Below are 11,618 nucleotides of genomic sequence, written 5' to 3' on the forward strand. Positions count from 1 at the left end.
GATGGCCCATGGCCGTCGATCACTGTCTACTATTCCGAGGCTCCGAAAGAGTAGACCCCGCCACCAGAATCGGCTGCACGGCCCCGCCGTGTCCGAGTAGATAGGGCGCCAACCTAGCGACTGGGTCAGGAGCCCCCTGGCCCAATCGCTTAGTTATGAAACTTTTTTATCTTACAAACTTTCGCCCGAGTGATTCTCGATCGGTTGACGAGCGCCGAGGTGATCGCGTACCCGAAGGACACTTCGGAAGAATCTTGTCACCGGAGTACCCCCAGCACCCAGCGAACCGTGTCCCTGTAGAGCCTGCGCAGGTCCTGTCGGCAGCCACCGATCCGTAGGTTGTCATGGTCGGAAGCAAGGTTTGCCCGTACATGTCGATATCGGCGGCAATCCGCTCTTCGGTCGTGGGCAGGCGGGGACCAGGACGGCACGTGGTGCGCCATAGGAACGGACACTTTCCCGCTGTACGCATCGCCTGCCGCGTAATGATCAATGCCATCGCCCCAACGGCTTACGCCGTGTCCCCGGCCACCGCTGAACTGGTGCGTTCACTCCCGACCTCCGCCTCCACCGAACAGCATCCGACGGGGGCGACCCACCCGGCCCGGCACCGGCAGACTTCTCGGCTGAGGCCGACCCGACCCCACCCGGCACGCGCAGGGCACTATCGCCGGCACCTCAACCTTCATCGCGACCGACTTCATCGGCCCCGCGTATGAGGCGGGATGCTCGGCCCAGAGCCCTCACCACATCACGAAATCAGCGCCAGGAACGCAAGACGGCTTCTACGTGTGCCGGATCCACCGGTTCGGGCAGGCCCCAGATCGCCCGGCCCGCCTCCAGCTTGGCCGCCAGATTGGCCACCAGCGCTTGCTCGCCCTCCGGCCCCCGGCTCCCTTCGGCCAGCACCTTCGCATAGCGAACAGCATCGACAACAACGGATTTGACGCGCTCGTGGTTCAGGTAGGTCTGCAGGTCGGTGGCCCATTCACCGGCCGCGGCGTCGGGTTCGGCGCTCGCCCACGCGGCGAGCAGCGCGTCGCGCTCGTGCGGGAAGTAGCCCATCTTGTGCACGTGGGTGGCCACGTCGTAGAGCGGGTCCCCGTACAGCGCCAGTTCCCAGTCGATGAACACCACCCGGCCGGCCCGAACGATCATGTTCTTCCGGTGCACATCCGCGTGGATCAGGCGGAACGGTCTGCTTCGCAGCGTGTTCCACGCCTCGACGATGCCTTCGAAGGGGTCCGTGGGCACACCCAGTTCACGGTAGACCCGCCCGAAGGATCCCCCGGCCTCCCGGAACACCCGCCGCGAGACATCGGACAGCCGGTTCGCGAAGGCCACGGGATCTCCCCGGCGCTCATCGGGCGCCGGGGGCAGCAGCGTCGCCGGGACCTGCCGCAAGGCGCCGAACAGCGCGGCCACATCGGTGGGCACGTGCGCGGGCACCGCGATGCCCCGCGGGGCGATCCGATCGAGCAGCTCACCCTCGATGTGGTCGTGGATCTGATACACCGGCGAGCGCGAATCCCAGCGCAGCCGCGGCGCCGATTCCACCGCGGCCTCGATGGCCCGCAGCACGTCCGCCTCCGGGAACTGCCGCAGGTCCATGATGTCGGCGCCGGGAACCGGGATCCGGACATTGACGGCGCCCAGCGCACCGTCGAGCCGTATGTTGTGGTTGTAGTAGCCGGCCGCGGAATCGGTGCGGGCGAGGGCTTCGTGATAGAAGGTGTCGGGTTCGATCCCCAGCACGCGGGCCATCAACCGTTGCGCGCCCCGATCCAGATCGGCGTCCGGGGCCGGGGGCCGGATCCGGTCCAGCGCCCGCAGCGCCGCCGCCGACACATCCGGTTCGGTCCAGCCGTAGAGCGCCAGGACGGCCCGCGCCACCAGAATCAGCCCGGGATAGACTTCCGCGGCCTCCAGCTCCGATATCGCCCACCTGGCGCAGCGCAGCGCCTCCGCCCGCAAGCCGCGCCGGGCGTGGACACCCGCGCGGAACAGTTCCGCCCGCGCCCGGCCGGATCGGTATCCCGCTTCCTCCAGCACATGGCAGGCATCGGTCAGCGCGGCCTCCGCGGCGTCGAGGTCCGCGAGCGCCAGCCGCGCCAAACCCAGAGCGGTATAGGCCTTTCCGAGCTCGTGCAGCGCACCCAGTTCGCGTTGCCGATCGATCGCCGCCCCGGCGGCGGCAATGGCGGAACCCGGGTCGGTCAACGCGAGCAGTTCGGCACGGTTGGTCACGATGTTGGCCTGCCCCACCACGCTGCCCGCGGCGAGATAGTGCGCCTCGGCCTCGGCCAGATACCGGGCCGCCGCCTCGGTATCGAAAGCGAGCCGATAGGAGAGGTGGCGCAGGCGCGCGATATCCCCCAGGAATTCCCGGTCATCGCCGGCGTCGGCGACCAGGTCGTCGCACAACGCCAAGGCCTGCGCGAAGCGCCCCTGACACATGTGCAGATCCGCGGCCCACAACCCCGCCTCGAGCCGCGCCCGGCCCGAGCCGGTGTTCCAGACGGCGGTGTAGAGCGTCAACGCCGCGTCGGTTTCCCCGAGTATGCGACGTGCGTGTGCTGCCGCCACCGCGAGCCGATCCGCGATCGGCCCGCTGCGTTCCAGGTCGACGTCCCGTGTCAGCCGGTCGGCGGCCTTCGCGTTGCCGAGCAGTAGAGCCGCTTCCGCTTCCAGGCATATCGCCAGTTCCGAGAGTTCCGCCATAGCCGCTCCGTTCCCGTGCTGCTCGCGTAGATAACGGGCGAGATCGCTGATCACCCCGCCGATTCCCTGGTAACCGCCCGCAGCCACGATACGGTCGACATAGCCGAGCAGATCGACCGCCGTAAGAGCCCCGGACCAGAGCCCGTGATAACCGGCTTCCCGCCACGCCGCCACTCGCCCACCCGGTTCCTGCGCCCGCTCCCGCCACAGCGTGTGCAGTACCGCGTGCAGCTCCGAGCACACCGCGGGGTCCAGTCTCCGACGCAAAGCGGCGACCATCAGCTGGTGGAGCTGATAGCGTTCACCGTCACCGTCACCGTCACCGTCACCGTCACCGTCGGCGGAGTAGACGAACGAGTAGCCGATCAGCGAGTTCCACAGCAGCGGGTGGCCGGGCAGCTCGAAACGACCAGTGATCGCCCGGAAGATCTCCTGGTCGAAGGTCCGCGGCAAGCCGAGCAGTTCGAGTATCCGTATCTCGTCCTGCGGTACGTAACGCAGAAAACGATCGAGTATTGCCTCCGGCGACACCAGCTCGTCGGCACCCACCACACCCAGGTGCCCCTGCGCGTCGATCGCCAGGTGCAGATAGAACGGAACTCCGGCGCTGGAAATCGCGATGGTTTCACGTTCGGCCGGGTTGTCCACCCCGCAGGCATCCAGAAGCGCGTAACGCGCCTCCATCGGCAGATCGTCGACCCGGAGTTCGCGCACTCGTTCATCCCATTCCGGGTCGTGCCGCCCCCACCCGAGGGGTTCCCGGCTGGCGATCACCACCAGCCCGGTATCCAGCTGTGCGACGACATCACGCAGCCACAGATCGGCGGCGGCCACCCGGCCCTCACGCTGCGCCCCACCCATCATCGCCTCGTAGGCGTCGAGAAAGATCACATAGGAGCGATCGGACGTGCCCGCCTTCAAATCCTCGGCGAACAGATAGGACACGGCCGCCTCCAGCTGCCCCAGGCTCATCCGATCCAGTTCCCGCAGCACCGCGTCGTTGCGGATCCGATGACTGCGCACCACCCGCCGCGCCCCGGACTCGAGCAGTTTCGCCGCGGTACCGAATACCGGCACCCCGGTCGCGTCGTTGAGCACCTCGGTCAGGATTTCGCTGTGCTCCACCAACGCCAGCGACTCTGCGGTGAACCGGAGATGCGGATGCAACCGCTGCCAGAGCACCGCACACGCGATATCGAAGCGGTGGAACTTGACCTTCTGTGAGCCGAGCTGAATACGCAGGGCCACCAACGCCTCCGCCGGCTGCCGCTGGCTGGGCACCTGCAGGTCCAGCAGAGCCGTCGGGCGTTTCTTCCCGACCCGCGACCGCAACTCCGTGAGCAGACGTGACTTGCCGATTCCGCCGATACCACTGAGCAGCAACACCCGGGGCAGGTCCGCGGTATCGGTGAGCATCTCGTCGAACTCGGCCAATACGGTCTCGCGGTCCACGAACGGCCGCCGGGTGGAGCCCGGCTGGAAGCGCGCGGTCAACGCCATGCTGTGTCCCCCTTACCGCGGTTACGGCCATGCTCGCACCCGCCCGGTTGTACACAGCGAATCCTATTGCAATCGAAGAATTGTCGACCACGCTTGCATTACAAGAATCGGCGTGATCTCCCTACTTCGCGTAGATGATCAGCATTGGACGCAGCGCCTCGGGACCGGAGTTCCGCCCGGCCGACATCTGCCGAGCGACCGTCCTCATCAAGCGTTCGCTCGGCTATCCCGCGGCTCGCCGACAACGCGGCACGCGTCACGCGGCTTCGAGCGTGGTCTCGACCGGTGTCGCGCCAGTGGTGAGATCCAACACCGGGCAGTGGGCCTCGACAGCGGCCTGTAGTTCCGCATAGCGCGCCGGTGTTTCGGGCCCGGCGACTCGCACCCGGACCCGCACCGCCTGGAAACCGGCACGAACCTGCTCGTCGATTCCGAAGAATCCGCGAACATCCAGGTCGCCTTCGGCTTCGATCGACAAATCGTCGACAACGATGCCCAGCCGCTGCGCCCAGAACCGATAGGTGACGATCTGGCAGGAGATCAGCGCGCCGAGATAGACCTCCACCGGGTTGGCTGCGGTGTCTCCACCGCCCAGGGTGAGCGGTTCGTCCACCCGAATGTAGTGCCCGCGCGCGATGATCGTGCTGCCCACGGTGCCCTGCGGGGTTCCCGATGCCCGGAAAACCACTGCGGCGTTCGCCGGGTCCTGCGCTACCGCGTTCGCGGTAGCGGCGGAAATATCGTTGAGCGAGGAAGTACCGGTGGTCATGGTCGTGACACTAAGTTCCGGGATGCACCGGCACCAGGATTTCACTCGCGCTGAGTCGATCGGCGAACACAAGGTTCACGATGGCCGTCTCCGTATCTTGTGTGCACCGACGAGCCGCGTCACTGTAGTCGATAGCTGAATTTCGGTGAAACCGGCGTGCCCAGACTCTGCACCGTGCAGTTGTGATGGCGGCGAGGTCTCAGCAGGCTGGGGCTAGACAAGGTCTGCTTCCGATACCCGACGCCGACCGACCGTGCCTGGCAGAATCCACTGGTGGACATCAGTGCTGAAACCATTCTGCGCCAGGCCATTTTCGATCGTCTCGAGGAGATGGTTCGCGATACCGGGGTCGTCACCCGGGAGCAGCTTTCCCGCTTCAGTGTCGACGGCGAAGTGCATCGGCTGATAGATCACAGTCGTGGCATCCGCAACCCCGTCACCATGCACGGGACGTTGTCGATCCTGTCCGATCCGAAGGGAAGATATGCGGACGAAGATGTCACCGAATCTCTCTTCGCGTACGCGTATCGAGAGGGCAGCACCGCCGGAGACAACAAGAAGCTGCGACGAGCCTACGAGCTCAAACTGCCGTTCATCCTGCTCCGGAAGATCGAGCCGGGGCTGTTCGTACCGATCTTTCCCGTTTACGCGGTGGCGGACGACCCAGCGAACAGGCGGTTTCTCATCGCCCTCGACGAGACACTGCTCTCGGTGGACGACCCACTCCATCTTCATCCGTTGGAGAAGAAGTACGCGGAAAGAATCACTAAGCAGCGCCTACATCAGCCGGAATTCCGTGGAAGAGTTCTGCATGCTTACCGCAGTCAGTGCACGGTCTGCAACCTGAAACACGGCCCTCTGCTCGATGCTGCCCACATCATTTCCGACACAAAGCCGCATGGCAGCGCAGAAGTCAACAACGGTTTGAGCCTCTGCAAGATCCATCACGCAGCTTACGATCGCAATTACTTGGGGATTTCTCCGGACTACCGAGTGGCAATCAATCAGGACCTTCTCGAGGAGCAGGACGGCCCGATGTTGAAACATGGGCTGCAGGAGATGCACGGCCGAGAAATCTTCATTCCTCAACGACCCGTTGACAGGCCCTCACGAGATAGGTTGGCGGAAAGGTACGCGGAGTTCACCGGTTCGGCGTAGCCGCCTGCCGGACCGAACCCCGAAGCCGGTCTCGGCGGTGACGCCGCTGTCCTGAGCCACGGATTCGGTCCGGCCGAACTGTTCTCTGTTGACGAGATCTTCTCAGGTCGAGTGGACGCGATGCCTTACACAACGCCATGCCTTCCTGTGCTGGCATCGAACTGTCAAGGGCCAGAATCTCAGCCGGGGTCGAACCGTCAGACACGCGGCCAGCTCAGCAGCAACACTGACGACTGCAGTAAAGAGTTGATGTGAAGGGGGCAAACGCGCCCATCAACTCTGGGCGAACCGACCGGCGGCCAGATCGGTGACAAATGAATCCCAGTGGTCTGCAGCGAAAACCAAAGCCGGCCCAGCCGGGTTCTTGGAGTCACGCACGCCTACCGCCTCCTGACCGACGAACGCGACCTCCACGCATTCCTTGCTGCCAGAGCTGAAGCTGCTCTTACGCCAGTTCGCAGCGGATAGGTCGATGTTGCGCAGATCGCTCATGAGGCATACTCCCTGGCCGTCTGTCGGAGCAGAGTTCTACTTGCGTTTTCATCCAACGCCGCGGCGAGGAGCGCGCGGTGCACTTCATAGTAGCGGCGGACGTCCTCGAACTTCTCCAAATACAAGTCTCCGGTATAGCTTTCGAGGTAGACGACAGATGGCTCGACGGGCTTGCCCTTCTTGTCTTCGCCGAAGTTCAGGATCACGAACGAACCAACGGGGTCCCCCAGTGGGATCCCTGCCCGGAACGGCAGTACACGGATCCGCACGTTGTCTCGGGTGGACATGTCAGCGATATGCCTGAGCTGCGCAGCCATAACTTTCGGACTGCCCACCAGTCGCCGGAGTGCGCACTCGAGCAAGACCACATCGAGCTCCGCGGGCTGCCGCTTGCGAACGACCAGCCCTTGGCGCTTCATTTTCAGCTCCACACGCCGGTTGATCTCGTCGCACGTGTCTGTCGGATTGTTGGCCCGAGCCAGTACGCGAGCGTAGTCGGGCGTCTGTAGGAGTCCGAACACCACATCGGGCGCGTACGAGGTGACCCGGCGGCAAGCCGATTCCAGACCCACGTACACATCGAAGTCGTCCGGGATCAGGTTCCCGTATTCGTGCCACCACGACCTCCCCGCCGCCTGCTGCGCTAACCCCATCAACCCCTCGGTCTCGGTGGCGGTCGCGTTGTACACACTGCACAGCTCCCGGATATCCGGAAGCCGGATCCGTTCGGATCGCCCGGTTTCGAGCCGCTGCAGCGTGCTCGCGCCGCGTTCGATCAGTCGTGCGGCCTCCGGGATGGTCATCCCTACTTGCAGCCGCAGGTCCCGCAGGTATCGCCCGAGTTGGCGACGCGGCAGTGTGCTTCCCGGTTCTGACATATGACGAGCCCCCATTCTGGTTGTCGGCACACCGGTTGTTCCACCGGACGTGCCGTGCGAGCGGTTTCCGTCCTGCGGTTTCGCTGCAAATCCCTGGGAAAATCGAAGTTTCGTACCCGCATGACGTGGACGTGGTGTCCTGAACCCGTGCCCGGTAGGGGAAGCAACTCCGCCGACAACCCTCCGCAACCCCGCACCGATTTTCCCTCGGGCCGGGCACGCACACATCGATACCACGAATCAGGGGTCATATGTCCACACCGGTCGCAACCGACGTCTTCGCCTGCTGCCACTCCTATCGCACCGTGTGCGGATCACCTTGTCCTATAGTCGAAACCGGTCGCCCGGTGGTCGCCGGTATGCACGCTCTCACCACTCCAGCACTGCTCGGCGCGCGCCTGCACACCCACCTCGCCGGCCATGACGCCCTCCGCCCCACCATGACCCCGGTCCTCGACGCTCCCCTGGATTGCGGATGACGGCCGGCGATCCCGACGTGCACCTCAGTGTGTTCCTGCACGGCGCCCGCTTCGACTTCGCCGCCCGCAGCTCCGCCGCACACCTGTTCCGCGCCGAATGGAACGCCGTCCACTGTGCCGAGGCGGTGACGATTCTGCCCGGCCCACCCGGTGATATGCCCAGACTGCCGTGCGAACGGCTCTATTGCTCATGAACCGGCCGGCGTCCGCCCGTCGCCAGCCTCCTCCGCCACGCGCTGTCGGCGAGTGTCATTCCGTCGGCGTGCCGATCCGAAGCCGGTTGCCGTCGGGGTCGCGCAGCTCGATCTCACGCGCCCACGGAGCCTCCTCCACCTGCACACCGAACTCGGAAGCGATGGCCTCGACATCACGAACGCGGAGGTAGATCAACGTATCGGGGCGAGCGTCGCCCTGGTGCTCCGATAAGAACAACCGCACCCCACCCCGGGCTACCTCGACGAAGGCGGGGAATCCCGGTTCGAAGCGGTGCTCCCACCGCTCGGTGAAGCCCAGTCGGGCGTACCACGCGACCGCCGCCGCGGCGTCCTCGACACGGAGAATGGGAATGACTTCCTCGTCCATGAAGCCATGGTTACAGACCCCCTGGAGCGAACGTTGCCCGATGCGACGCCGGCGCGCAGACAACGAGGACGCCGGACCATCCGCGCTACCTCCGGGTGGAGGTGGCCGAGGAATCCGGCGCCCTGTCGTCGCCCCGGCACCGGCCGCGCCTGCCGCGCACACCGCCGCCACGAGGCGAAAGGCTATTCGTCGACGACCTGGGTGCCGCCCGCGGCCTGGTCGTGCCAGCCCTGCTTCGTCGGGCTGCCGTTCACCGTCACCGCGATGGCGATGGCCGCCGCGAACCACAGCAGCCCGCCGATCCAGGGGATCAGGTTGAGCAGCATGTAGGCGTTGCGGACCGCGGAGTCCTTCAGACTGGGTTTCGGCGCCCCGCCCGAGCCGTTCACATGCAGCCCGAGCAGTTTCTTACCGGGCGTCGAACCGGAGGCCACCTCGAAGAAGAGGAAGTACAGCCAGCCGAAGGCCGCGCCCGGGAGTACCGATACCCATCCGGGCAGGTCGAAGATCGAACCCAGGAGCCAGAAGAAGACGGCGCCGATGATGCCGGCGAGGATCCAGTCGATGAACCGTGCCGCGGCGCGTTTGCCCAGGCCGGCGGGTTGGGTGTGGGTCGGCGGGCTCGTAGGGCTGAAGGTCGGGTCGAATCCACCTGTGGTCATCACGCCTCCTAGCGAACGCGGTGCGGCTTCGGGTGCCTCTCGGGTGCTGATCACGGCATATCGATCTCCAAGGATGGCACACCCGCGGGCGGCGGCGCCGGGATCGACACTGTTTCGTGTCCATCTCGAGTCACGGGTCCGGTACGCGCCGCCGGGGAGCCCGCCGGCCCTGCTACCGCTTGCGGCCCACGGCGGCGTAACCGGCGGCGGGTGGCCGCGGCGCGCCGGTCGGCAATGCGGTGACACCGGAATCCGGGTGTGTCCCCGCCGGGTACCAGTTCTCGATGGCGACGATACCGGGGTCGAGTACTTCCATATCCCGGAAGAAGTGCGCGACGCCGGCGTATGTGCGGGCCTCCATCTCGATACCGCTGTGGCGGTACGCCTGCACGGTGCCCTCCACCATGGCGGGATCGAAATCGGTTGTCAGATGGGTCATCAGCAGCAGCGAACCGGAAGCCAGTGGCGCCAGCAGGGTGTCGACTATGTCGTAGATCCGGCTGCCGGGAACGAAATGACACAGCGCGATGAGGCTCAACGCCACCGGCTCATCGAAATTCATGGTCCGCTGCAGCTCGGGGTCGGCCAGGATCAGATCCGGTTCCGTCACATCGGCCTGCACGTACCGGGTTACGCCCTCGGGCTTCCCGACCAGCAGCGCCCGCGCGTGGGCGAGCACGATCGGATCGTTGTCCACGTACACCACGCGCGCCTCGGGTGTGAATTCCTGGGCCACCTGGTGCAGGTTCGGTTCCGTCGGGATACCGGTGCCGATATCGAGGAACTGCCGGACGCCCAGCTCACTCGCGTAACGCACCGCACGCACCATGAACGCGCGATTGTCCCTGGCCACCGCGCGGACCGAGGGGATGGCCTGCTCGATCTTCGCCGCGGCTTCCCGATCGGCGGGGTAATTGTCCTTGCCGCCGAGGAAATAATCGTAGATACGGGCACTGTGGGCCCGGTCCTGCTCGAGATCCACCGATGTCCGACGGTCGGTCACAACCTGCTCCTCGCTCCAGTTCTCACACCCCGGCTACGAGTCAACCACTCCATTACGCACCGCGCGGAAACTATTTCATTACAGCCGCTTCGGAGAACTCATCCCGCCTGCGTAACCACTCACGCAATCCTCCCTGCGGCATACGTTTACCGGATAACCGAACCGGCGGCCGCGGGAGCATACGGCCCACACAACACCGGCGGCGCGCCTATACTCCGCCCCACAACTGTAGTGAGGCGCCACGGCAGCAGGCGCCGGACGAGTCGGAAGTGTCGGCGTGCTGATCCGGTCCGAAGTCATCGCACGAGCCGTGAACCGCCTCACCCGTCATCTGAACGCCGAAATCGCCAAGGGCGCACAGGTCGCCGAGCACGGCGTACGGTCCGCGGGACGTGCCGCCGAAGTGGCCGGCGAGATATTCCGCCGAGCCGACAAGGGATTCCACCACGACCTCACCACCACACACGACCCACCGGCGCGGAGCCCGCTGGAAGCAGCGCCCGGCGCGCAACCCTCCCCTGTGCAGGGCGGCCCCGACCCCCGACGGCCGTTCCGCGTGGTGACCTGGAATATCGCCGGTGGCCGGCGCGCCTTGTCGACGGAGGCATTCGACTACGACGAGATGGACCTGCCGTATTTCGCCGAGCAGCTACGGCGGCTCGACCCCGATGTGGTCAATGTGCAGGAATCGGAGATCGGCCCCGACGGTTCGACGGCCCGCGATCTCGCCGCGCTGCTCGGCTATCGGCACGTCTACGAAACCGGGATGTGCCCGTCCCATATCAGCGACGACAGAACGTTGAGCCTCGCCGTGCTCAGCAGGATACCGCTGGAAGACACCCGGGCCCAACGATTACCGACCACCCGGCTCGACCTCAGGGTCGGTGGACGCAGCGTCGAACCCTACGACCGCTATGCCCAGCGGGTCACCGTAGGGGGGATCAATGTGGTGAATCTGCACCCCACACCGCTGGGCTTCTTCGGGCACAGTTACGAGGAAGGCGGTGGCGCCGAACACGCGCGGGAAATCGGGTCCACACTGCGTGAGCTGGTCGACGGCCCGACCGTGGTGGCCGCCGATCTCAATACCGATCGCCCGGCGGCGGTGTACGGGAGCACTTTCCAGGACATGGGTATGAGCGCGGCGCTGGAGCCGGGGGCCCGGACGGTTCCGGGCTGGGACGGCGCGCCGGACCAGATCTACTCGTCCCGGGAATTCCAGACGGTGAACCAGGGGATCGAGCGCACCGAAACCGACCACCACCTGGTGTGGGCCGATCTCGAGGTCACCGATTCGCGGCTCCTCGATTCGCTGGCGGAGGCAAGAGAATCGAGTAGGTAGCCAGCAACGGCAACGGGTATCCCGCGCTACGG

At 65.6% G+C, this 11,618-nt stretch carries 10 protein-coding genes; 3 read left to right on the forward strand and 7 right to left on the reverse strand.

The annotated features are described in order from the left end of the window. Positions 1 to 759: 759 nt before the first annotated feature. Together ACYR7D_RS27045 and ACYR7D_RS27050 are read right to left on the reverse strand one after the other, a co-directional pair. Entirely contained in the window at positions 760 to 4,221 is a 3,462-nt protein-coding gene (locus ACYR7D_RS27045; protein WP_459547323.1) for a phosphotransferase, read from the reverse strand. A 256-nt stretch (positions 4,222 to 4,477) separates the two neighbouring features. After that, positions 4,478 to 4,990, reverse strand: coding sequence for an OsmC family protein (locus tag ACYR7D_RS27050; protein ID WP_459547324.1), 513 nt, complete (start codon positions 4,988 to 4,990; stop codon positions 4,478 to 4,480). 273 nt (positions 4,991 to 5,263) lie between these two features. On the opposite strand from ACYR7D_RS27050, the gene ACYR7D_RS27055 reads away from it, so the two are divergent. Further along, positions 5,264 to 6,148: an HNH endonuclease gene (locus tag ACYR7D_RS27055; RefSeq protein ID WP_459547325.1), complete on the forward strand. Its 885-nt coding sequence runs from the start codon at positions 5,264 to 5,266 to the stop codon at positions 6,146 to 6,148. A gap of 273 nt (positions 6,149 to 6,421) precedes the next feature. Here ACYR7D_RS27055 and ACYR7D_RS27060 read toward each other — a convergent pair whose 3' ends face one another. Next, positions 6,422 to 6,640 (reverse strand): DUF397 domain-containing protein, encoded by a 219-nt coding sequence (locus ACYR7D_RS27060; RefSeq protein ID WP_459547326.1) that lies wholly within the window; start codon positions 6,638 to 6,640, stop codon positions 6,422 to 6,424. Continuing rightward, the gene (locus tag ACYR7D_RS27065; RefSeq protein WP_459550310.1) at positions 6,637 to 7,533 is read right to left on the reverse strand and encodes a helix-turn-helix domain-containing protein; all 897 of its coding nucleotides are present in this window, start codon (positions 7,531 to 7,533) and stop codon (positions 6,637 to 6,639) included. The genes ACYR7D_RS27060 and ACYR7D_RS27065 overlap by 4 nt, the downstream gene beginning before the upstream one ends. A 460-nt stretch (positions 7,534 to 7,993) precedes the next feature. Between ACYR7D_RS27065 and ACYR7D_RS27070 the strand changes: the two genes are divergently transcribed. After that, positions 7,994 to 8,191 (forward strand): hypothetical protein, encoded by a 198-nt coding sequence (locus ACYR7D_RS27070; protein WP_459547327.1) that lies wholly within the window; start codon positions 7,994 to 7,996, stop codon positions 8,189 to 8,191. A 55-nt stretch (positions 8,192 to 8,246) separates the two neighbouring features. Here ACYR7D_RS27070 and ACYR7D_RS27075 read toward each other — a convergent pair whose 3' ends face one another. The 3 genes from ACYR7D_RS27075 to ACYR7D_RS27085 all read right to left on the reverse strand — a co-directional run bounded on the left by ACYR7D_RS27075 (position 8,247) and on the right by ACYR7D_RS27085 (position 10,244). Next, positions 8,247 to 8,579, reverse strand: a complete 333-nt coding sequence (locus ACYR7D_RS27075) for a glyoxalase superfamily protein (RefSeq protein ID WP_459547328.1) — start codon at positions 8,577 to 8,579, stop codon at positions 8,247 to 8,249. 182 nt (positions 8,580 to 8,761) lie between these two features. Further along, entirely contained in the window at positions 8,762 to 9,241 is a 480-nt protein-coding gene (locus ACYR7D_RS27080) for an RDD family protein (protein WP_459547329.1), read from the reverse strand. 172 nt (positions 9,242 to 9,413) lie between these two features. After that, complete coding sequence (locus ACYR7D_RS27085; RefSeq protein ID WP_459547330.1) at positions 9,414 to 10,244, reverse strand: SAM-dependent methyltransferase; 831 nt, start codon at positions 10,242 to 10,244, stop codon at positions 9,414 to 9,416. Between the two features lie 277 nt (positions 10,245 to 10,521). Between ACYR7D_RS27085 and ACYR7D_RS27090 the strand changes: the two genes are divergently transcribed. Continuing rightward, the gene (locus ACYR7D_RS27090; protein ID WP_459547331.1) at positions 10,522 to 11,586 is read left to right on the forward strand and encodes an endonuclease/exonuclease/phosphatase family protein; all 1,065 of its coding nucleotides are present in this window, start codon (positions 10,522 to 10,524) and stop codon (positions 11,584 to 11,586) included. Positions 11,587 to 11,618 lie beyond the last annotated feature (32 nt).

It is taken from the genome of Nocardia sp. X0981 (genome assembly GCF_977089955.1).